Origin of the sequence: Escherichia sp. GZ89 (genome assembly GCF_019366485.1) — a bacterium.
GTDB classification, from domain to species: Bacteria; Pseudomonadota; Gammaproteobacteria; order Enterobacterales; family Enterobacteriaceae; genus Escherichia; species Escherichia fergusonii.
This window is the reverse complement of record NZ_JAEOHX010000005.1, coordinates 150311-170039: the sequence shown is the minus strand read 5'-3', so window position 1 is coordinate 170039 and position 19729 is coordinate 150311. Positions and strand designations below refer to the sequence as shown.

The window sequence follows — 19729 nt, the reverse complement described above, 5'->3', positions numbered from 1 at the left end:
TGATTGGCTGTGGTTTTATACAGTCATTACTGCCCGTAATATGCCTTCGCACCATGCTTACGCAGATAGTGTTTATCCAGCAATGTTTGCTGCATATCCGGTAACTGCGGAGCAAGCTGGCGGCAGAAAATCCCCATATAAGCGACTTCTTCCAGCACGATGGCGTTATGCACTGCGTCTTCAGCGTTTTTACCCCATGCAAACGGGCCGTGAGAATGGACCAGAACGCCAGGCATTTGCGCTGCGTCGATACCCTGTTTTTCGAAAGTTTCAACGATGACGTTACCGGTTTCCCACTCATATTCGCCGTTGATTTCTGCGTCGGTCATTTTACGGGTACAGGGAATGGCGCCGTAGAAATAGTCGGCGTGGGTGGTGCCGGTTGCCGGGATTGACTGACCCGCCTGCGCCCAGATGGTGGCGTGGCGCGAGTGTGTATGCACAATGCCGCCAATGGACGGGAATGCCTGATAGAGCAATCGGTGAGTTGGCGTATCGGAGGAGGGCTTTTTCGTTCCTTCAACCACTTCACCGGTTGCGATGCTGACCACGACCATATCGTCGGCGGTCATGATGCTGTAATCGACGCCAGAAGGTTTGATCACCAAGACGCCGCGCTCGCGATTAACAGCGCTGACGTTGCCCCATGTGAGCGTGACCAGGTTGTGTTTTGGCAGTGCCAGGTTGGCTTCTAAAACCTGACGTTTGAGATCTTCTAACATGTTGACTCCTTCGTGCCGGATGCGCTTTGCTTATCCGGCCTACAAAATCGGAACGTGTAGGCCAGACAAGACGCGTCAGCGTCGCATCAGGGATGCGGCTACTTAGCGACGAAATCCGTAATACACTTCGTTCCAGCGCAGTGCATCTTTAAACGCTGGCAGGCGGGTGTCGTTATCAATCACCGTGATTTCAATGTCGTGCATCTCGGCAAACTGGCGCATATCGTTGAGGTTCAGCGCATGGCTGAAGACGGTATGATGTGCGCCACCGGCAAGGATCCACGCTTCGGAAGCGGTTGGCAGATCCGGTTGTGCTTTCCACAGCGCATTCGCCACTGGCAGTTTCGGCAAGGAGTGCGGAGTTTTCACCGTGTCGATGCAGTTAACCAGCAGGCGATAACGATCGCCGAGATCAATCAGGCTGGCGACAATGGCCGGACCGGTTTGGGTGTTGAAGATTAGGCGGGCCGGGTCGTCTTTACCACCAATACCGAGGTGCTGAACATCGAGGATCGGTTTCTCTTCCACAGCGATCGACGGGCAGACTTCAAGCATGTGGGAGCCGAGCACCAGGTCATTACCTTTCTCGAAGTGGTAGGTGTAGTCCTCCATAAAGGAGGTGCCGCCTTGCAAACCGGTTGACATCACCTTCATGATGCGAAGCAGGGCGGCGGTTTTCCAGTCGCCTTCGCCCGCAAAGCCGTAGCCCTGCTGCATCAGACGCTGCACGGCCAGGCCAGGAAGCTGTTTCAGACCGTGTAAATCTTCAAAGGTCGTGGTGAACGCATGGAAGCCACCTTGTTCCAGGAAACGCTTCATCCCCAGCTCAATACGCGCCGCTTCCAGCACATTCTGCCGTTTCTCGCCGTGGATTTGAGTGGCAGGCGTCATGGTGTAGCTGCTTTCGTACTCATCGACCAGCGCGTTAACATCGCCATCGCTGATGGAGTTCACCACCTGCACCAGATCGCCAACCGCCCAGGTATTGACGGAGAAACCGAACTTGATCTGTGCGGCAACTTTATCGCCGTCAGTGACCGCCACTTCACGCATGTTATCGCCAAAGCGGCAAACTTTCAGATGACGGGTATCTTGTTTAGATACCGCCTGACGCATCCAGGAGCCGATACGCTCATGTGCTTGTTTATCCTGCCAGTGACCGGTAACGACGGCATGTTGCTGACGCATACGCGCGCCAATGAAGCCGAACTCGCGACCGCCATGTGCAGTCTGGTTCAGGTTCATAAAGTCCATATCGATACTGTCCCACGGCAGCGCCGCGTTGAACTGGGTGTGGAATTGCAGCAACGGTTTGTTGAGCATGGTCAGGCCGTTGATCCACATTTTTGCCGGGGAGAAGGTGTGCAGCCACACCACCAGACCTGCACAACGATCGTCGTAATTGGCGTCGCGGCAAATTGCGGTGATTTCGTCCGGCGTAGTGCCCAGCGGTTTCAGCACCAGTTTGCAGGGCAGTTTCGCTTCCGTATTCAGCGCATTAACGACGTGCTCGGCATGTTGGGTGACCTGATGCAGGGTTTCCGGGCCATACAGATGCTGGCTACCAATGACAAACCACACTTCATAATTATCAAAAATCGTCATCGTCGAGTCCTTATAGAGTCGGAACGGCCTGGTCAGCCAGTGCCGGGGCGGAAGTTGGAAGATAATGTTGTTCGGCGCTCATCGCCCATTGTTGATAGCGGCGATAAAGCTGTTCAAAGCGTTGTGCCTGTTCGCTGCGTGGTTGCAGAGTTTTCTCTACCGCACTGGCCATTTTTTGCTGTGCTGATGGGATGTCTGCGTGCACTTTCGCGGCGACGGCAGCAAAAATCGCCGCACCGAGCGCGCAACACTGATCAGAGGCGACAATTTGTAGCGGGCGATTCAGCACGTCGCAGCAGGCCTGCATAATGACCTGGTTTTTCCGCGCGATGCCGCCCAGCGCCATCACGTTATTGACGGCGATCCCCTGATCGGTGAAGCACTCCATAATTGCGCGTGCGCCAAAGGCGGTAGCGGCAATTAAACCGCCGAACAGTAGCGGAGCGTCGGTAGCGAGGTTCAGGTCGGTAATCACCCCTTTCAGGCGTTGGTTAGCGTTTGGCGTGCGACGGCCGTTAAACCAGTCGAGTACTACCGGCAGGTGATCCAGAGACGGATTTTTGGCCCATGCTTCGGTCAGCGCCGGGAGCAGTTGTTTCTGGCTGGCTTTGATTTGCTCTTTCAGTTCTGGATGCTGGGCGGCAAGCTGTTCCAGCGGCCAGCCAAGAACGCGACCAAACCAGGCGTAGATATCACCAAACGCCGATTGGCCTGCTTCCAGACCGATAAATCCAGGAACCACGCTGCCATCAACCTGACCGCAAATGCCTTTAACTGCACGCTCGCCAACACTCTGTTTGTCGGCAATCAGAATGTCGCAGGTGGAAGTACCGATAACTTTTACCAGCGCGTTAGGTTGTGCGCCCGCACCGACTGCGCCCATATGGCAGTCAAACGCGCCGCCGGAAATCACTATGCTTTCAGGCAGGCCGAGACGCTGCGCCCATTCCGGGCATAAAGTGCCAACCGGAATATCGGCAGTCCAGGTGTCAGTGAACAGCGGGGAAGGCAAATGGCGATTGAGGATTGGGTCCAGTTCGTCAAAGAAACTGGCTGGCGGCAGGCCGCCCCAGCTTTCGTGCCACAGCGATTTATGCCCGGCGCTACAGCGTCCGCGGCGAATATCCTGCGGGCGTGTGGTACCGGAAAGCAGGGCGGGTACCCAGTCGCACAGTTCAATCCACGATGCGGCAGATTGCGCCACGGCGCTATCCTGGCGAGTCACATGCAGGATTTTTGCCCAGAACCATTCGCTGGAATAAATACCGCCAATATAGCGGGAGTAGTCAACTTTGCCCGGTGTATGACACAAGCGGGTGATCTCTTCCGCTTCTTCAACCGCCGTGTGGTCTTTCCACAAAACGAACATCGCGTTCGGGTTTTCGGCAAACTCCGGGCGCAGCGCCAGTACGTTACCGTCTGCATCAATCGGTGCGGGCGTTGAGCCGGTTGTGTCTACGCCAATCCCGACCACGGTTGCGCGCTGTTCGGCACTAAGCGCTGCCAGCACGGTTTTCAGCGCCGCTTCCATTGACTCAATGTAGTCACGCGGATGATGACGGAACTGGTTATTCGGGGCATCACAAAATTGCCCTTTCTGCCAACGGGGATACCACTCTACGCTGGTTGCGATCTCTTCACCGGTGGCGCAGTCCACCGCCAAAGCTCGCACAGAATCACTGCCAAAATCGAGGCCAATCGCAATTGCCATTGTCTCACTCCATGCCAAAAAACGGGTATGGAGAAACAGTAGATATCGGTGCAAAAAACCGTCAGGCAGGATCCGCTAATCTTATGGACTAAAATGCTATGGCATCACAAAGTGTGACGCTGAGCAAAGTTCCTGTGTGGACAAGATGGCTGTACTTATAGACACTTCTGTTACACGTTTTCGTTATCGCTGCGGGCGCGTTTGTGAGCCAGTGCTTTTTACCTGCGGGTTTGCCGGGCTGATGGTCAGACGAGTGATTCCAGTCGAAGCTTAAATGCACATGTTTGTCTTGATATGGACAATTTGTTTCTTCTCTCCGTACCGGGAGTTATGAAATATGGCTGAACCACAAAACGATCCACTGCTGCCAGGTTACTCTTTTAATGCCCATCTGGTTGCTGGATTAACACCGATTGAGGCAAATGGTTATCTCGATTTTTATATCGACAGGCCGTTGGGCATGAAAGGATATATCCTCAATCTCACGTTGCGTGGCGAAGGGATAATCAATAATAGAGATCAGCAATTTATTTGCCGACCGGGCGATATTCTACTTTTCCCACCTGGAGAAATTCATCACTACGGACGCCATCCGGGAGCCTGTGAATGGTATCACCAGTGGGTCTATTTTCGCCCCCGCGCGTACTGGCAGGAGTGGCTAAACTGGCCGACGATATTTGCCCATACCGGCTTTTATCGCCCGGAAGAAGCGCACCAGCCGCACTTTAACGAACTGTTTGGACAGATTATCAGTGCCGGGCAAGGGGAAGGGCGTTACTCGGAGCTGCTGGCGATTAATCTGCTGGAGCAACTGCTATTACGACGCATGGCAGCCATTAATGAATCTTTGCATCCACCGATGGATAACCGGGTACGTGACGCCTGCCAGTATATTAGCGACCATCTGGCAGATAGCCATTTTGATATTGCCAGTGTGGCTAAGCACGTTTGTCTTTCGCCATCGCGTCTTTCACATCTGTTTCGCCAGCAATTAGGGATCAGCGTATTAAGCTGGCGTGAAGATCAGCGTATCAGTCAGGCGAAACTGTTGCTTAGCACGACACGTATGCCTATAGCTACTGTGGGACGTAATGTTGGCTTTGACGATCAGCTTTATTTTTCCAGAGTATTTAAAAAATGTACTGGTGCAAGCCCGAGCGAGTTTAGAGCAGGATGTGAATAATAAGAAAGAAGGAGACCTCCTTCTTTCATCACCCGACGTTATTTATATATATTTCGCATAATAAATTTTCTTTTATTTATCAACCAAATATTAATTATTTTTAGGTGAATCGTTTCGCCTGAATAATATTTTTGTTTGTTTTTGTTTGTCTGTTTTTTTCTTGATAAAACTCCCGTTAACAATTTGTTTTTTAGTGATAATAAAATCAAAAAGGAAGACTTATGTATCGGGATACCCGTCGTGAACATATTGTCCGGCTACTTCGCAACAAGGAGGAGTGCACTGTCAGCGATTTAGCTCATTATTTTTCCGTTACCAAAGAGACTATTCGGACAGATTTAGCATGGTTGCAAAAGCGTGGCATGGTTATTCGCCATCATGGTGGCGTCTCATTAAAAAAACATTTAATGCAAAACGCGCTTTCGCAACAAGAGTATGTCGATATGAGTTTGCTTATCAAGCAACAACAGCAGGGAATTGGCTTTTTAACCTCCCTTGATGATAAAGGACACCGAATGGCAGGAAAAGTGTGTGTGTTAGGATCATTTAACGTCGATATCGTGGCGAAAGTGTATCGTTTTCCGCATGAAGGTGAAACGTTGGTGGCCAAAGAAACCACCATGGGGCCGGGAGGGAAAGGTGCGAATCAGGCACTTGCTGCTCATCGGGCTGGGGCGCAAATACACTTCGCCTGTAAGATTGGTCGCGACCAGTTTAATCATTTTGCCCGCAATCATATTGAATCGATTGGTATTGGCTCATTTACTTTTTACGAATCTGAACGATCTACCACGGGTTGTGCAGTTATTTATGTAAATAATGAAGGTGAAAACATGATTGCCATGTCTCCAGGGGCTAATCATGAATTAAGTGATAACGATATTATTCAACTTTCTCACTTTATTGCTGAATCCAATGTCTTCATTGTGCAGATGGAGAATAATCTTGCCGCCACTCACCTGGCATTAAAATGTGCCAAACAAATGCAGGTGACAACGATTTTAAATCCTGCGCCGTGGTCCATTGATGTTGCCACACTATTACCTTATGTTGATATTGTGACACCCAATGAAACTGAAGCATCGGCGATGTCAGGTATGGTAATTAATGATATTTCTGATGCTATGAAGGCGGCGAAGCATATTCATAATGCCGGGCAGTGCTCAGTAATTATCACGATGGGAAAACAAGGCGCATTAATTTATGACGGGCAACAATGTGCGCATATTCCGGCATTTTCGGCAGTCGCTGTAGATACAACAGGTGCGGGGGATGCGTTTAATGGCGCGCTCGCCGCCGCACTGGCGAAGGGTGAATCACTTGTTAAAGCTGCCTGGTATGCCAGCGCTTTCGCTTCGCTGGCAGTAGAAAAAGAAGGGGCAGCCAATATGCCAGATATCTCTCTGGTGGATGCCAGAATTCAGCAGCAGAACGTCGCCATTCAAACTTTCTGATGTTTCACTGAACGAAGGATGAAATATGAAAACAATTGAAGGGATTATTCCGGTAATGCTAACGCCTTTTACGGCGGATAATAAAATTGATTACTCTGGTCTTAAACGGCTAATTGACTGGTATATCGAAAACGGTGCCGACGCGTTATTTGCCGTGTGTCAGTCCAGTGAAATGCAGTATTTAACCTTAGAAGAGCGCGTGGAACTGGCGAGCTTTGTGGTTGAATATAGCCAACAACGAATACCTGTTATCGCTTCTGGTCATATTTCTGATGATGTGCAATTGCAAATTCAGGAACTTAATGCAATGGCAGCAACGGGTATTGATGCGCTGGTGTTAGTGACTAACCATCTCGACCCACATAACGAAGGCACTGCGGTATTCCGTCGCACACTTGATACGCTTTTGGCGTCACTACCAGAAAGCATGGCACTGGGCCTGTATGAATGCCCGGCCCCGTATCGCCGCTTATTAACCGATGAGGAACTGCTTTACTGCGCACAAAGCGGGCGTTTTCAAATCTTAAAAGATGTCAGTTGTGATCTGCCTACAGTGACGCGCCGGGTGCAATTAACCCAGCAGACGCCAATGACGATTGTTAATGCCAATGCTGCCATTGCCTGGGAGGCGATGCTTGCAGGTTCGAAAGGTTTTTGTGGCGTCTTTACCAACTTTCATCCTGACTTGTATCACTGGCTTTGGCTTGAAGGAAAACAACACCCTGAAGAGGCAAAACAACTCGCCTGGTTTTTATCGCTGAGTGCCGTCAGTGAAAATATTGGCTATCCGAAAAATGCCAAAATATTTCATCAGCAGCGAGGAACATTTGACTGTGTTCACTGCCGGGTAACGGCTGACGATGTGCTGAAAAAATATTGGGGGCTGGAGGTGGTGCTAAAACAAATTGCTGATGCCGCAGATTTCCAGCGTCAACAACTCAAATATTAATATCCGACAGCACTTGCTGTTATTAAAAAATAATTAAGACAGGAGTCTACAAATATGAAACGTACCCTGATGAGTTGTGCCGTTGCTTCACTGCTGGTTTCAGGTTCCGCGCTGGCTGCATGGCCAGAAAAACCAATCCAAATCATTGTGCCCTGGGGCGCGGGAGGAAATACCGATACTGTTGCACGCCTGGTGGCAGAAGGGCTGCAAAAAGAGTTGAAAGTGAATGTCAACGTGGTGAATCGCACGGGAGGTGCTGGGGTGGTTGGCCATGATGCCATTGCGAAAGCTAAAGCGGATGGCTATACCCTGGGAATTGCGACGGTAGAAATCACCATGATGCACCATCAGGGGATGACGGCGTTAACGTATCAGAACTACACGCCAATTACACGGCTGGCAGTGAATCTGGGAGGCGTACAAGTCGCAGCAAATTCGCAGTTCGAAAATATCGTCCAGATGACCGACTACATCAAGGCGAATCCAGGTAAGTTAAAAGCATCGGGTAGCGGGTTAAATTCCGGCTGGCATCTGAACTTGATAGGTATGCTCGACAGTATGGGGCTTCCGCCTTCTGCCGTGACCTGGGTGCCTTCTGAAGGTTCCAGTTCTGCACTGATGGAACTGGTTTCCGGTGGTATAGATTTTACAACGTCATCACCGGGCGAAGCGAAAAGTATGGTCGATGCCAAAATGGTACGTAATTTAGCGACCATGGCAGAAAAATCGGCAGGGCTTTATAAAGATCTTCCAGTATTCCAACAAGCAACTGGCTATAAATATCATTTGGCGACATGGAATGCCTTAGTGGTTCCGGCGGGTACTCCTGAAGAGGTCTCACAAAAATTAACTGCCGCTATGCAGGCAGTGTTTGCGCAGGGGAAATTACAAGAATTCGCTACCAAACAGGGTTTTGAAGTTTACCCGCTGTATGGCAAAGAGATGACGACATTTATGGCAGATGAAGATGCCAGATACGGAAAATTAATAACCAAAATCAAAGGTTAATCAGACAGGGTGGTGAATATATCGCCGCCCAATTACAGGGATAGCATTATGCGCATAATACCGGTAACGCCGTTATTTCTGCTGATTTTTGCCATGTTTATTTTTGGCTGGAGCATAACGCAATATGGAGGCATATCGCAGTATGGCGCTGGATTTATGCCTTGCATCATCAGTGGATTGTTGTTGTTTTTAGCGGCTATTGATGTAGCGATAGATATTAAACACCGGCACCGTAACAAAGTTTCTTTAACGCTTGATGAAGTGAAAGCACTTTTACTGGTTATTACAGTGGTACTGCTGTTTGTATTATTGTTAGATATTCTCGGTTTTGTAATTTGCTCATTTTTGTTGCTTTTTATTTTAATGAAAATACGAGGTGTCAGACTTTTGCATTCCGTTATCGTTTCGATATCGGCATCTCTTATTATCTGGTTTATTTTTGCCAGAGTGTTGTTGGTCGCCTTTCCTGAAGGAATCTTGTTTTAAGGATGCAATATGGATATTTTGATTCAGGCACTAACGTATATTAATTTGAATGCCATTCTGGCCATTATTGCTGCTACGGCCTTTGGGTTATTTGTGGGGGCCATTCCAGGATTGACCGCAACGATGGCGGTTGCGCTAATGGTACCTTTTACCTTCTTTCTTGATCCGATTCCCGCTCTGGCATTAATGATTGCCGTTGGTGCGTCATCCATTTATGCCGGAGATATCCCCGGCGCACTTTTGCGTATACCAGGGACACCTGCTTCGGCGGCTTATGTTGCTGATTCAAATGAACTGGTAAAGCAAGGTAAGGTGAATCGCGTATTGGGACTTGGGCTGGTGAGTTCGGTCATTGGTGGCGTGATTGGATCACTTATTTTGATGTTGGCTGCGCCTGTACTGGCGAAATTTGCCCTTAAATTTAGTTCTTATGAATACACATGGCTTTCTCTTTTAGGCTTAACCTGCGCGACTCTGGTTGTGGGTAATCAACCACTGAAAGGCATGGTGACCTTATGTTTGGGATTATTACTGGCGTGTATCGGTTATGATCAAATATCCGGGGTCCCACGTTTTACGTTTGGGCAAATCAGCCTGTTACAAGGGGTGAACTTTATTCCGGCGATGATCGGTCTGTTCGCAATATCCGGCGCAATTGAATATTATCGTGACAAAATTAGCCAGGTAAGTGGTGCTGTGCCACAAACGCAAACGGGGATTAATTTATTCAAGGGAATGAGGCAGGTGATTTGGTCACGAAAATTAAATCTTGGTCGAAGTAGTATTATCGGTACGCTTATCGGAGCATTACCCGGCGCTGGAGCGGATATTGCTGCGTGGATAAGTTACGCCATTTCAAAAAAATTCTCTCGCCAGCAGGAGTTATATGGGCATGGATCTGAGGAGGCAATTGTTGATTCCTCGAGCAGTAACAACGCCAGTCTGGCGGGGAGTTGGATCCCTTCATTAGTTTTTGGTATTCCGGGCGATTCTGCCGCTGCAATTATCATCGGCGTGCTCTATATGAAGGATATGAATCCAGGGCCGACATTATTTCTGTTCCAGGCAGATAAACTCTATGCCGTATTTATCTTGTTTCTGATCGCCAATATTGCATTACTACCGTTAGCCACAATTGCTGTCAGTTTTATCAAACGCATCATCTGGATTGATAAAGCGATTCTGTACCCGATTATTCTGATTTTCAGTATTGTCGGTGCATTTGCTATCGATAACTCGGGTGCCTCTGTCGTTGTCATGTTGGTCATGGGGGTTCTTGGATACTGGTTACAACGTAAGGAATACCCGGTTTCGCCCATTATTTTGGGGATGATTCTTGGGCCAATGTTGGAAAAAAACTTATTATCTTCAATGATTAAGTCTAATGGCGAATGGCTGGCGTTTGTTGAGCGCCCGGTATCTATGGCACTGGCTGCCTGTTTCTTTTTGGTTGTCGCGTTGCAAGGACGCAATATCTACCGTTCATTTAGCCGTTAATCCGCTGTTTTCAGACCATCCATGTTGTGGATGGTCTGCCTTCCCCTAAGTAAAATCCTGCGTGACTGCTAAATTTATACTCTAAATGATTCGCGTTGCAGGAGTATATTCATACAAAGAATAGATTGACCTGAATACCACCACTTCGCACAATCCACGACGAATTCATCAACCGGGCGCATTATGCAAGCATTGCTGGAACACTTTATTACTCAATCGACCGCGTATTCTCTGATGGCTGTTGTGCTGGTGGCTTTTCTGGAGTCGCTGGCGCTGGTCGGTCTGATTCTGCCAGGTACGGTACTGATGGCAGGACTGGGGGCACTGATTGGCAGCGGCGAGTTGAATTTTTGGTATGCCTGGCTGGCCGGTATTGTCGGTTGCCTGCTGGGGGACTGGATCTCCTTCTGGCTGGGCTGGCGTTTTAAAAAGCCGTTGCATCGCTGGTCTTTTATGAAGAAGAACAAAGCGTTGCTCGATAAGACCGAACATGCGCTACATCAGCACAGCATGTTTACCATTCTGGTCGGACGTTTTGTCGGGCCGACGCGTCCGCTGGTACCGATGGTGGCAGGGATGCTGGATCTGCCAGTGCGTAAGTTTCTTTTACCGAATATTGTAGGTTGCCTGTTGTGGCCGCCGTTTTACTTCCTGCCGGGGATTCTGGCGGGCGCGGCGATCGATATTCCTGCCGGAATGCAGAGTGGCGAGTTTAAATGGTTGCTGCTGGCAACAGCGGTGTTTTTGTGGGTTGGTGGCTGGCTGTGCTGGCGGTCATGGCGCAGTGGTAAAGCGACTGACCGTTTAAGTCATTATTTGTCGCGCGGTCGTTTGTTGTGGCTGACGCCGTTGATTTCTGCCATCGGCGTGGTAGCGCTGGTGGTGTTAATTCGCCACCCGTTGATGCCGGTGTATATCGATATTTTGCGTAAAGTGGTTGGGGTTTAGGCCTGCATGGCAGTGTAACTGTTTGATATTTAAATTTTTATTGTCGGATGCGGCATTCACACCGCATCCGATATGACAGATTAACCTTTAATCCCCAATAGTGCCGAAGCACTCGCCTTACCGCTCAACAACTCATCGGTCATACCCTGCCAGGCGATGCGCCCGTCGGCGACCACCACCGAGCGTGTGGCGATCCGGGCAGCATCTTCCACACTGTGCGACACCATCAATAGCGTCATTTTTTGCTGCTGGCAGCTCGTGCTCACCAGCGTCAGCATCTCCTGACGTAACGCCGGATCGAGCGCAGAGAACGGTTCATCGAGCAATAAAATCGGCTGTTCGCGTACCAGACAACGCGCTAACGCCACGCGTTGTCGCTGACCGCCGGAAAGCTCGCCCGGTAACCGCGCCATTAAATTATCAATCCCCATCTGACGGGCAATAGCGTGCATTTTCTCCTGCTGCGCCGCGTTCAGTTTCAAGCCCGGATTTAGCCCCAGCCCGATGTTCTGCGCGACCGTCAGGTGGCTGAACAGGTTGTTTTCCTGAAACAGCATCGACACCGGACGGCGTGACGGCGGCGTCGTGGTGTGATCAACGCCGTCGATAGTCAGCGAACCGCTGGCTGGCGTCAGAAAACCGGCGATCAAATTCAGCAGGGTACTTTTACCCGCGCCGCTTGGCCCGAGGATCGCCACCTGCTCGCCGCGTTCCACCGTTAAGCTAAAACGCATCGGCAAATGGTGATAAAGCCAGGTGATATCAGTCAGTTTTAACATTTCGCCCCGGTAGTTTTTCAATCACGGTAAACAGCAGAAAACAGAGCAGCAGCAGAATTAACGCGGTGACCGCGCCGTCCTGGCTGCGATAGGAGCCAATTTGCTGGTAGAGATAAAACGGTAGGGTTCGGAAATCATCGTTACCGAACAACGCCACCACGCCAAAATCACCAATCGACAGTACACAGGCAAAGGCCAGCGCCTGCGCCAGTGGGCGTTTCAGGGCGCGCAGCTCCACTACTTTTAATCGTGACCAGCCTTCAATGCCCAGCGACTGACACAACATACTGTAACGCGCGGTGATATCGCGCATCGGGTTTTCCAGCACTTTCAGCGCATAAGGGATGGCCATTAACGCATTGGTGAAAATCACGATGCCGTCAGCAGATTGTGGCAGGCCGATGGTGTTGTTGAGCAGTAAAAAGAAGCCCGTTGCCAGCACAATCCCCGGCATAGCGAGGATCAACATGCCGCTCATCTCCAGCGCCTGGCCCGCCAGCATTTTTTGCCGTGCCCGCAATTCGCGACTGCTCCATAGCAGCATCATGGTCAGCACCACGCACAATACGCCTGCCGCCAGCGCAATACGCAACGAGGTCCACAGCGCCTGCCACAGCACCGGTTGTGCCAGCACTTCTGGCAACTGGCGATTTACCCCATCGACAATCACCGCCAGTAACGGTGGCAGCAACAGCAGCAGCGCCAGCACAATTAACACCGTGTCGCAAATGCGGCTATGCAGACGGTCGTCCGGGTCGTGCCAGCCTTGCAGCAGCGTGGTGCCGGGCGCAATGGCTTTACTTAGTCGCTGACTCAACAGCACCAGCCCAAGGCAACATATCATCTGGATCAGCGCCAGCATCGCCGCGCGGGCAGGATCGTAGTCGTAACTCAGCGCCTGATAAATAGCCAGCTCGATAGTGGTCGCCTGCGGACCACCGCCCAGCGACAGCACGGTGGCGAAGCTGGCGAAACAGAGCATAAAGATCAGCGCAGCAACCGGCGGGATTTGGCGCCGTAACCACGGCCATTCAACGAAGCGGAAAAAATGCCAGCCGCGCATGCCAAGCTGGGCAGCAAGCTGACGCTGTTCGCCGGGAATGTTTTCCAGTGCCTGGAGCAATAAGCGGCTCGCCATCGGCAGATTAAAAAATACGTGCGCCAGCAAAATGCCTTGCAGGCCGTAGGGCGAAAAGGTCCACTCCAGACCAAGTGATTGCCAGAGCGAGGCCAGCCAACCCTGGCGACCATAGACGCTAAGAATGCCGAAAACAGCAACCAGCACCGGGAGGATCAGGGTCATTGCGCACAGACGCAACAGCGCCAGCCGTCCCGGAAAGCGCCTGCGGTAGAGGGCGCGGGCGAGGAATATTGCCGGTACGACAGAGATCAGCGCCGAGAGAAACGCCTGCCAGAAGGAAAAGCGCACCACATGCCACAGGTAGCTGTCCTGCCAGATTGCCATCCAGTCACCCTGCGGCGCGTTCCACCACAGGGCGAGAAACGCCGCCAGTGCGACCGCCACCACAAGCGTAGCGGCGCTTACACCTGGAATTAACCAGCCGGGAATTAACGGCTGACGGCGCGTTGCCATTCGCTAATCCATGCCTGACGTTGTGCCGCCACTTCGGCTGGCGTGAACTCTAGCGTGGTTGCTGGTTTGGTCAGTTGTTCAAACCCGGCAGGCAGCGTGACGTTTGCCACCGGATACATCCAGTTGCCGGTTGGGATCGCATTCTGAAAAGCCGGAGAAACCATAAACTGGAGGAATTTCTGCGCCAGCTCCGGCTGCTTGCTGGCAGCGGTGCGGGCAGCAACTTCCACTTGCAGATAGTGACCTTCGCTGAAATTCGCGGCGGCGTAGTTATCTTTCTTCTCTTCGAGAATGTGATAAGCCGGAGAGGTGGTGTAACTCAGTACCAGATCGCTTTCGCCTTTTAAAAACAGGCCGTAGGCTTCGCTCCAGCCTTTGGTGACCGTGACCGTTTTCTTCGCCAGCTTCTGCCAGGCTTGTGGGGCGTCATCGCCATAGACTTTTTGCATCCACAACAACAGGCCCAGGCCCGGCGTACTGGTACGCGGATCCTGATAAATCACCCGCCAGTTCTGATCGCTTTCAACCAGCTCTTTCAGGCTTTGCGGCGGATTTTTCAGTTTGTTCTTGTCATAGACGAAGGCGAAGTAGCCGTAATCAAATGGGACAAAAGTGTCATTATTCCAGCCACCGGGAACGTTAACGGCATCCGCTGCCACACCGCTTTTAGCAAACAGCCCGGTTTTGCTGGCGGCGTCTAACAGATTGTTATCCAGCCCCAGCACCACATCGGCTTTACTGTTTTTGCCTTCCATCCGCAGACGGTTGAGAAGCGAAACGCCATCTTCCAGCGCCACCAGTTTGAGTTCGCAATTACAGTCGGCTTCAAAGGCTTTTTTCACCACCGGACCTGGCCCCCAGTCGGCGGCGAAGGAATCGTAGGTATAAACAGTCAGAACGGGTTTAGCGAAAACAGGTGCTGTACAGAGCAACAGCAGGGGAAGATATTTTTTTAACACTTTGCACCTCAAAGAAGAGTGGCAAAGGACTTGAGAAGGAGCCTCAAATCCCTTCGCCGGCGTTATCCGGATCAGGTTCGACGGGTATTTTCTCAGCGCACGCGGCAGCGTGGCACCCCGTTGAGAACGGCGTTAGTGTAGTGATTTTGTTATCAACCAGCAATCATGGATCCGGCGGCGCAAACCACGCGGATTTAAAATCGAACCAGCCGAGGGTGTTCATACGCAGGCCGCGCATACTGCGCTGCCCCTGAATGATAAGCCAGTGGTGGATGAGCGGCACCATTGCTTTACTGGCGACCAGTTGCTGGCACCAGTTCGCCAGGTTCATTTCGCCATTGCGCCAGCGGGCGGCGTCGGCTTGCCAGTCGATCGGAATACAGTGTTGTAGCAGCGGCACTTCGCACAAATGCGCGAACAGCGAAAAATCCAGCGGCAGCGTAAAGTTGGCGCTGTTAAGCCAGATGTCGCTTTCGATCTCTCCTTCGTGCCACTGATCGTAGCTGATCTCTTTGATTTCCAGCGTGACCTGGTGACTTGCCAGAATCTGCTGCATGATCCTGGCAATCACCCGATGCTCACTATGATCCTGATAAAAGGTCAGGGTGAGACTTTCCAGTCCGGCAGGTTTTTCGCTCTGTAGGATATGGGCATGGTGCCAGCGCGGCAGCAGACCGTAGGCCGGAAACCACAGTTGCTGGTACTGCTCTTCGGCAAAATAGACCAGGTTGGTGGGGGAGAGAACATAGCTTACCCAGTCTCTTACCGCCTGATTCGCCCCACGATGGGTGCGGCTGTCGAACAGTAAATAATAGCAACCTTCCTCCTGGCGGCTTTCAATCTCTTTTTCCTCGCCCTGAGGCCCTTCAAGCATCAGTCCACAGGCTGGCTCGTCGGCACTTTCCGGCAGAACCCAGACGTTTACTTCGTCGATTAATGCGCGATAACCGAAGAAGTTATCGAATGCCTGAATTTTCAGTTGATTGCTGCTGTTGCGGAGCACCGCATACGGACCGGTGCCGATGGGATGGCTGGCAAAGTTACTGAGGGTTTCCCATTCGCGCGGCAGGATCATCGCCGGAACTTGCCCCAGCAGTAACGGCAACCAGCGGTCTGGCTGCGTGAGATGGATGTCCAGCGTCCAGGGCGTCGGCGACACAATTTCAGCAATATGCGAATAGAGCGGCAGCGTATTGATCCGTTTCAAAGAGGCTATCACGTCGTCCATTTCCAGTTCACGACCATGATGAAAATGGACTCCTGGACGTAAAAAGAAGCGCCAGTGAAGCGGTGAAATTTGCTGCCAGTGGTGGGCGATGTCCGCCTCCAGTTCCCCATTTTCCTCATTTACGCGCGTTAGCGAACTGAAAATTTGCCGGGCAATATGCGTTTCGGAACGGCGCAATGCGCTGCCGGGCAGCAGATTACGCAACGGACGATAGTAGAGCACGCGCAGGATATGTCGCCCCTGGCGGAAGCTACGCCCCAGATGAGAAACCAGCATTTTCCGCACAGCTGCTTTGTCGCCAACCAACTGCACCAGTTGGTCTATATGGTCCTGCTCAAGTAAATCTTCCGCACGTTGTTGCTGGAGCGCCAGCCCGGTATAGAGGAATGTCAGGCGTGAACGCTTACCGCGACCGACTTCCGCTTCCCACGTCAACCAGCCTCGCTCCTGCATGGTATTCAGGAGCGTGCGCATATGGCGACGGGAACAGTTGAGCAACTCCGCCAGTTCGTTCAGCGTGGTCTCCTGAGATTTACCGTCGCAGCATTGCCACAAACGGATGAACTGCTGTTGCAAACGAGAGGAAGGCATAAAAGGGGAACTCCTGGGGAAAATCCAGCAATTTAATAATCCCTATATTAGGCCAATAATCACTGTCGATGAAGCGAGGAGGTGGGATATGCATCAGTTTTATCAGCGGTATTTTACCGCAACTGAAAAGTTGTCCTGGTTATATTGGTTAAGCGCCTCCCGGCGTTTAGCAATGCTGGAAGAACTGATGCAGTGGGAGTTGAGTGCTCCGTAACTGAATTGCCGACATCATGTGTGACTGAGTATTGGTGTAAAATCACCCGCCAGCAGATAATACCTGCTGGCTTTTTTTATTCTCGCCGCGCTAAAAAGGAAACTTATGGTCTGGATTATGACGATGGCTCGCCGTATGAATGGTGTCTACGCGGCTTTTATGCTGGTCGCCTTTATGATGGGAGTCGCAGGGGCGCTACAGGCTCCTACATTGAGTTTATTTCTCAGTCGTGAGGTTGGCGCCCAGCCATTCTGGGTCGGACTCTTTTATACGGTGAATGCTATCGCCGGGATTGGCGTAAGTCTGTGGCTGGCAAAGCGTTCTGACAGCCAGGGCGACAGGCGTAAACTGATCATGTTTTGCTGCCTGATGGCGATTGGCAATGCGCTACTGTTTGCATTTAATCGTCATTATCTGACATTGATCACCTGTGGTGTGTTTCTGGCCTCACTGGCTAATACAGCAATGCCACAGCTGTTTGCCCTGGCGCGGGAATATGCGGATAACTCTGCGCGTGAAGTCGTGATGTTTAGCTCAGTTATGCGTGCGCAGCTTTCTCTGGCATGGGTTATCGGTCCACCGCTGGCTTTTATGCTGGCGTTGAATTACGGCTTCACGGTGATGTTTTCGATTGCTGCCGGGATATTCGTCATCAGCCTGATATTGATTGCGTTTATGCTTCCGTCTGTAACCCGGGTGGAGTTGCCGCCAGAAAATGCTCCAGCAATACAAGGTGGCTGGCAGGATAATAATGTTCGGATGTTGTTTGTTGCCTCAACGCTAATGTGGACCTGCAACACGATGTACATTATTGATATGCCATTGTGGATCAGCAGCGATCTTGGATTACCTGACAAACTGGCGGGTCTACTGATGGGCACGGCAGCAGGGTTGGAAATCCCGGCAATGATTCTGGCGGGTTACTTTGTAAAACATTTTGGCAAACGGCGCATGATGCTCGTGGCAGTAGCCGCTGGTGTGCTGTTTTATATCGGGCTAATTTTCTTTCATAGTCGTATGGCGCTGATCACACTACAGCTGTTTAACGCAGTGTTTATCGGCATTGTTGCAGGTATTGGGATGCTATGGTTTCAGGATTTGATGCCAGGCAGAGCGGGATCAGCTACAACATTATTTACTAATAGCATTTCTACCGGGGTGATTCTGGCAGGTGTTATTCAGGGAGCAATAGCGCAAAGTTGGGGGCATTTTGCAGTCTATTGGGCAATTGCTGCCATTTCGATCGTGACGTTATTTTTAACCGCGAAGGTAAAAGACATTTGATGAATGTAGGATGAGTATAAAAAGGGGGAGAAAATGCTTCCCCCTTTTATCGTATACCGATTATTTCAGGACAATACGCTTAATGTCGCCAATGATAAAGACATAAGCAATGACGCCGATTAATGCTGTCACCCCGATATAGATCAACGCATAAAAGAAATTACCGCTTAACGAGATAATAAAACCGATAATCAGCGGGGTAATAATTGATGCGAGATTAGCACAGAAATTAAAAATCCCCCCGGTAAGTCCCGCCATATTATCTGGGGCGATATCAGAAATTAAGGTCCAGCCGAGCCCTACCATTCCCTGGCCAAAAAAAGCAATCGACATAATAACAATAACCGTGGTGTTATCATTAACCCAGTTGGCTGCAATAATACAGCTTGATAACAGTAATCCAGAAATAATTGGCAGTTTCCGACTGATATTTACCGAACCTGTTTTATTTAACAGACGATCAGATATCCAGCCGCCAAAAATAATACCAATCGCCGCAGCAAGAAACGGCCAGGTAGCAAAGAATCCAACATGGAGCCACGACATCTGGCGCTCGTTTGCCAGATAAGTAGGGAACCAGGTCAGAAAGAAAACCAGTGTAGTATTCCCGGCAAATTGCCCAAGACTGGCCCCGATAATTTGCCGACAGGAGAGAAGTCTTTCGGCATCATTCCAGTTAAACGGAATATTACTGTTAGCTACGGTGTTATTGTTTACGCCAATGTACGCCAGTTCTTCTTTATTTGCTGATTTTGATTCATGTGGCTCATGATAAAAACGCCACCATACGAAGGTAAACAGAATACCTATCGCACCGGTAGCAAAAAATAATATTCGCCAACCATAATGTTCCAGCACAAAAAACAACAAAGGAGAAAACGCGGCAAGGCCAATATATTCTCCAACGGTGTAAGTTGCCGTTGCCCGTGCTCGTTCATGTTGTGGAAACCATTTGCTCACCACCCGACTGTTTACCGGAAAACAAGGCGCTTCGCTAATACCTAAACCTAATCGCAGAAGTAATAATGATTTTAACCCAAGAGCAAAGCTTTGCAGAAGAGTGAATGTTGACCAGAAAAAAATTGAAAGTGCGTAGGTTAATTTATTCCCAAAACGGTCTAAAAATATGCCACCTGGAATTTGTGCCAGGGCATAGGTCCAGGCAAAAGCAGAGAAAACAATGCCCATCATTGCTGGATCTATTGCCAGTTCCCTGGTGAGTTGCGGAGCGACTATCCCCAGAATGGTGCGATCAAGGTAATTGATCATCGTACCAATGGATAATAGCAATAATATGACAATTCGAGCTCGACTTCTTTTTTGTACCATAGGTGGTGATGCCAGACCATCCTGGGAAGTTTGTGTCCTCATGGAAATATCCTTTAAAAGTTTAAAATATTTTTGCATGTATCTTTACAGGCAAAAATACTCTTTCTTCTTATTCATGAGATTTATGTTTTAGTATGCTTTGTTACAGATAAAAATTATCAGTCGAGAATAATTGATATGACTCCAGA

The 19729-nt window shown here is 50.3% G+C and carries 17 protein-coding genes and 1 riboswitch; of the genes, 9 read left to right on the top strand and 8 right to left on the bottom strand.

The window, feature by feature from the left end; translation table 11 throughout:
- Positions 1-26: 26 nt before the first annotated feature.
- From araD to araB, 3 genes are all read right to left on the bottom strand, one after another.
- A complete protein-coding gene (gene araD / locus K0335_RS10805) occupies positions 27-722 on the bottom strand; it encodes an L-ribulose-5-phosphate 4-epimerase (RefSeq protein WP_104919960.1) in 696 nt (231 codons plus the stop codon).
- 102 nt (positions 723-824) lie between these two features.
- The gene (araA, locus tag K0335_RS10800) at positions 825-2327 is read right to left on the bottom strand and encodes an L-arabinose isomerase (protein ID WP_104919961.1); all 1503 of its coding nucleotides are present in this window, start codon (positions 2325-2327) and stop codon (positions 825-827) included.
- Between the two features lie 10 nt (positions 2328-2337).
- Positions 2338-4038 (bottom strand): ribulokinase, encoded by a 1701-nt coding sequence (araB, locus tag K0335_RS10795; protein ID WP_104919962.1) that lies wholly within the window; start codon positions 4036-4038, stop codon positions 2338-2340.
- A gap of 337 nt (positions 4039-4375) precedes the next feature.
- Between araB and araC the strand changes: the two genes are divergently transcribed.
- From araC to K0335_RS10760, 7 genes are all read left to right on the top strand, one after another.
- Entirely contained in the window at positions 4376-5221 is an 846-nt protein-coding gene (gene araC / locus K0335_RS10790) for an arabinose operon transcriptional regulator AraC (RefSeq protein WP_219393818.1), read from the top strand.
- A 221-nt stretch (positions 5222-5442) separates the two neighbouring features.
- Complete coding sequence (gene rbsK, locus K0335_RS10785; protein ID WP_000285498.1) at positions 5443-6675, top strand: ribokinase; 1233 nt, start codon at positions 5443-5445, stop codon at positions 6673-6675.
- A 25-nt stretch (positions 6676-6700) separates the two neighbouring features.
- Positions 6701-7624 carry a dihydrodipicolinate synthase family protein gene (locus K0335_RS10780; protein ID WP_000848329.1) on the top strand — a complete coding sequence of 308 codons (924 nt, stop codon included), beginning with the start codon at positions 6701-6703 and terminating at the stop codon, positions 7622-7624.
- A gap of 54 nt (positions 7625-7678) precedes the next feature.
- Complete coding sequence (locus K0335_RS10775; RefSeq protein ID WP_000831651.1) at positions 7679-8632, top strand: tripartite tricarboxylate transporter substrate binding protein; 954 nt, start codon at positions 7679-7681, stop codon at positions 8630-8632.
- A 48-nt stretch (positions 8633-8680) separates the two neighbouring features.
- Positions 8681-9118, top strand: a complete 438-nt coding sequence (locus tag K0335_RS10770) for a tripartite tricarboxylate transporter TctB family protein (RefSeq protein ID WP_001220300.1) — start codon at positions 8681-8683, stop codon at positions 9116-9118.
- Positions 9119-9127: 9 nt separating this feature from the next.
- Complete coding sequence (locus K0335_RS10765; protein WP_104919963.1) at positions 9128-10615, top strand: tripartite tricarboxylate transporter permease; 1488 nt, start codon at positions 9128-9130, stop codon at positions 10613-10615.
- Between the two features lie 183 nt (positions 10616-10798).
- The gene (locus tag K0335_RS10760) at positions 10799-11563 is read left to right on the top strand and encodes a DedA family protein (RefSeq protein WP_001148362.1); all 765 of its coding nucleotides are present in this window, start codon (positions 10799-10801) and stop codon (positions 11561-11563) included.
- 80 nt (positions 11564-11643) lie between these two features.
- On the opposite strand, the gene thiQ is transcribed toward K0335_RS10760, so the two are convergent.
- From thiQ to sgrR, 4 genes are all read right to left on the bottom strand, one after another.
- Entirely contained in the window at positions 11644-12342 is a 699-nt protein-coding gene (gene thiQ, locus K0335_RS10755) for a thiamine ABC transporter ATP-binding protein ThiQ (RefSeq protein ID WP_000916293.1), read from the bottom strand.
- On the bottom strand, positions 12326-13936 hold the full coding sequence (thiP, locus tag K0335_RS10750; protein WP_046082475.1) for a thiamine/thiamine pyrophosphate ABC transporter permease ThiP: 1611 nt from the start codon (positions 13934-13936) through the stop codon (positions 12326-12328). Before thiP ends, thiQ begins: the two co-directional genes overlap by 17 nt.
- Entirely contained in the window at positions 13912-14895 is a 984-nt protein-coding gene (thiB, locus tag K0335_RS10745) for a thiamine ABC transporter substrate binding subunit (protein ID WP_046076777.1), read from the bottom strand. The genes thiP and thiB overlap by 25 nt, the downstream gene beginning before the upstream one ends.
- Positions 14896-14925: 30 nt before the next feature.
- Positions 14926-15025: riboswitch (TPP riboswitch) on the bottom strand.
- A gap of 33 nt (positions 15026-15058) precedes the next feature.
- The gene (gene sgrR / locus K0335_RS10740; RefSeq protein ID WP_219393817.1) at positions 15059-16714 is read right to left on the bottom strand and encodes a DNA-binding transcriptional regulator SgrR; all 1656 of its coding nucleotides are present in this window, start codon (positions 16712-16714) and stop codon (positions 15059-15061) included.
- An 88-nt stretch (positions 16715-16802) separates the two neighbouring features.
- Between sgrR and sgrT the strand changes: the two genes are divergently transcribed.
- Positions 16803-16928: a glucose uptake inhibitor SgrT gene (gene sgrT / locus K0335_RS10735; RefSeq protein ID WP_000553887.1), complete on the top strand. Its 126-nt coding sequence runs from the start codon at positions 16803-16805 to the stop codon at positions 16926-16928.
- Between the two features lie 105 nt (positions 16929-17033).
- A complete protein-coding gene (locus K0335_RS10730; RefSeq protein ID WP_000262118.1) occupies positions 17034-18212 on the top strand; it encodes an MFS transporter in 1179 nt (392 codons plus the stop codon).
- A gap of 60 nt (positions 18213-18272) precedes the next feature.
- Here K0335_RS10730 and K0335_RS10725 read toward each other — a convergent pair whose 3' ends face one another.
- A complete protein-coding gene (locus K0335_RS10725) occupies positions 18273-19583 on the bottom strand; it encodes an MFS transporter (RefSeq protein WP_104919965.1) in 1311 nt (436 codons plus the stop codon).
- Positions 19584-19729 lie beyond the last annotated feature (146 nt).

Bases quoted from the DNA above. Each gene is read 5' to 3' on its own strand.
- araD (WP_104919960.1), bottom strand. From the start codon at position 722: ATGTTAGAAGATCTCAAACGTCAGGTTTTAGAAGCCAACCTGGCACTG.
- araA (WP_104919961.1), bottom strand. From the start codon at position 2,327: ATGACGATTTTTGATAATTATGAAGTGTGGTTTGTCATTGGTAGCCAG.
- araB (WP_104919962.1), bottom strand. From the start codon at position 4,038: ATGGCAATTGCGATTGGCCTCGATTTTGGCAGTGATTCTGTGCGAGCT.
- araC (WP_219393818.1), top strand. From the start codon at position 4,376: ATGGCTGAACCACAAAACGATCCACTGCTGCCAGGTTACTCTTTTAAT.
- rbsK (WP_000285498.1), top strand. From the start codon at position 5,443: ATGTATCGGGATACCCGTCGTGAACATATTGTCCGGCTACTTCGCAAC.
- K0335_RS10780 (WP_000848329.1), top strand. From the start codon at position 6,701: ATGAAAACAATTGAAGGGATTATTCCGGTAATGCTAACGCCTTTTACG.
- K0335_RS10775 (WP_000831651.1), top strand. From the start codon at position 7,679: ATGAAACGTACCCTGATGAGTTGTGCCGTTGCTTCACTGCTGGTTTCA.
- K0335_RS10770 (WP_001220300.1), top strand. From the start codon at position 8,681: ATGCGCATAATACCGGTAACGCCGTTATTTCTGCTGATTTTTGCCATG.
- K0335_RS10765 (WP_104919963.1), top strand. From the start codon at position 9,128: ATGGATATTTTGATTCAGGCACTAACGTATATTAATTTGAATGCCATT.
- K0335_RS10760 (WP_001148362.1), top strand. From the start codon at position 10,799: ATGCAAGCATTGCTGGAACACTTTATTACTCAATCGACCGCGTATTCT.
- thiQ (WP_000916293.1), bottom strand. From the start codon at position 12,342: ATGTTAAAACTGACTGATATCACCTGGCTTTATCACCATTTGCCGATG.
- thiP (WP_046082475.1), bottom strand. From the start codon at position 13,936: ATGGCAACGCGCCGTCAGCCGTTAATTCCCGGCTGGTTAATTCCAGGT.
- sgrR (WP_219393817.1), bottom strand. From the start codon at position 16,714: ATGCCTTCCTCTCGTTTGCAACAGCAGTTCATCCGTTTGTGGCAATGC.
- sgrT (WP_000553887.1), top strand. From the start codon at position 16,803: ATGCATCAGTTTTATCAGCGGTATTTTACCGCAACTGAAAAGTTGTCC.
- K0335_RS10730 (WP_000262118.1), top strand. From the start codon at position 17,034: ATGGTCTGGATTATGACGATGGCTCGCCGTATGAATGGTGTCTACGCG.
- K0335_RS10725 (WP_104919965.1), bottom strand. From the start codon at position 19,583: ATGAGGACACAAACTTCCCAGGATGGTCTGGCATCACCACCTATGGTA.